General features: G+C 64.7%; 3 protein-coding genes. All 3 read left to right on the top strand.

Features of this window, described 5'->3' with window-relative positions; translation table 11 throughout:
- Positions 1-91 precede the first annotated feature (91 nt).
- The 3 genes from ACFQ24_RS03885 to ACFQ24_RS03875 are packed head-to-tail and all read left to right on the top strand — an operon-like array spanning position 92 to position 998.
- Positions 92-352, top strand: a complete 261-nt coding sequence (locus ACFQ24_RS03885; RefSeq protein WP_380909144.1) for a DUF3489 domain-containing protein — start codon at positions 92-94, stop codon at positions 350-352.
- Positions 352-765, top strand: a complete 414-nt coding sequence (locus ACFQ24_RS03880) for a DUF2924 domain-containing protein (protein WP_380909142.1) — start codon at positions 352-354, stop codon at positions 763-765. The genes ACFQ24_RS03885 and ACFQ24_RS03880 overlap by 1 nt, the downstream gene beginning before the upstream one ends.
- A complete protein-coding gene (locus ACFQ24_RS03875; RefSeq protein ID WP_449325443.1) occupies positions 762-998 on the top strand; it encodes a recombinase family protein in 237 nt (78 codons plus the stop codon). The genes ACFQ24_RS03880 and ACFQ24_RS03875 overlap by 4 nt, the downstream gene beginning before the upstream one ends.
- Positions 999-1,062 lie beyond the last annotated feature (64 nt).

The raw sequence follows: 1,062 nt of genomic DNA, 5'->3' as shown, positions 1-1,062 counted from the left end.
CAGGCACCCTTCAAAAGGCGCCTCCTGCGTTCCGGCATCGGCTACGGGCTACGCCCTTCGCCAATCCCGGAACGCAGGATTCTCATCTTGTTTGTCGCGCTTTCTCAACCTGAATGTCGCGCGACACCTGCCCCCCAAGCCTGCGCCTCGGGACAAAGCGCAAACCAAGGCCGCCCTCGTGCTTGCGATGCTGGAGCGTGAAGGCGGCGCCACACTGGATGAGTTGACCAGCGCCACCAGCTGGCTGCCGCACACGACGCGCGCCGCACTGACGGGCCTGCGGAAGAAGGGCCACGACATCGACCGACGCAAGCGCGGGGATGTCACCTGCTATCATCTGGCGCAGGCCTGATGGCGAAGGTTGAGACGCATGTCGCTGTTCTGGCAGCGATGAAGCCAACTGAGCTCAAGGCGGAATGGCGGCGGGTCCATGGAGAGGAGCCCCCGCTGGTCGCTGCCAGCCTGCTTGCCCGCTCGCTTGCCTTTGACCTCCAATGCTCAGCGCAGGGCGGAACCGGCGAGCGGATGCGACAGAGGCTGATAAGCGGAGCGGGTCCCGGTGGAGGTCGTACCGCCGCCACTCTCATCCCTCCATCAGGCACACAGCTGGTTCGGGAGTGGGGCGGCGTCACGCACCATGTGCTGATGGAGGAGAAAGGCCGCTGCAGCTACAGGGGGCAGAGCTTCGCCTCGCTCTCTGCCCTCGCGCGGCATATCACTGGCGCACACTGGTCCGGTCCACGCTTCTTCGGTCTGCGGCCATGAACCAGAAGCGTCGGCTGCGCTGCGCCATCTACACCCGCAAGTCCACCGAGGAGGGGCTGGACATGGCGTTCAACAGCCTGGACGCACAGCGGGAGGCCTGCGCCGCCTACGCCTTGAGCCAGAAGAACGAGGGCTGGACAGTGCTTCCGGCCTTGTATGACGACGGTGGTTGCGGATTCCGAGGTCATCGCGCGCACCATTCCGATTTGATGGCGCGCGGGCTTCCGATTTAATCGCGCGCAGCGTTCCGAGAATTGTCCGCGCAGCATTCCGAGCTGATCGCGCGCAGTTTGAGAT

Origin of the sequence: Sphingobium olei, from assembly GCF_042678845.1 — a bacterium.
Taxonomy (GTDB): Bacteria; Pseudomonadota; Alphaproteobacteria; order Sphingomonadales; family Sphingomonadaceae; genus Sphingobium; species Sphingobium olei.
Note: the sequence above shows the minus strand (reverse complement) of the source record. Positions and strands in the feature narration are given on the sequence as shown.

What these genes read in the sequence shown, in the direction of transcription:
- ACFQ24_RS03880 (WP_380909142.1), top strand. Translation starts at nt 352, where the DNA reads ATGGCGAAGGTTGAGACGCATGTCGCTGTTCTGGCAGCGATGAAGCCA.
- ACFQ24_RS03875 (WP_449325443.1), top strand. Translation starts at nt 762, where the DNA reads ATGAACCAGAAGCGTCGGCTGCGCTGCGCCATCTACACCCGCAAGTCC.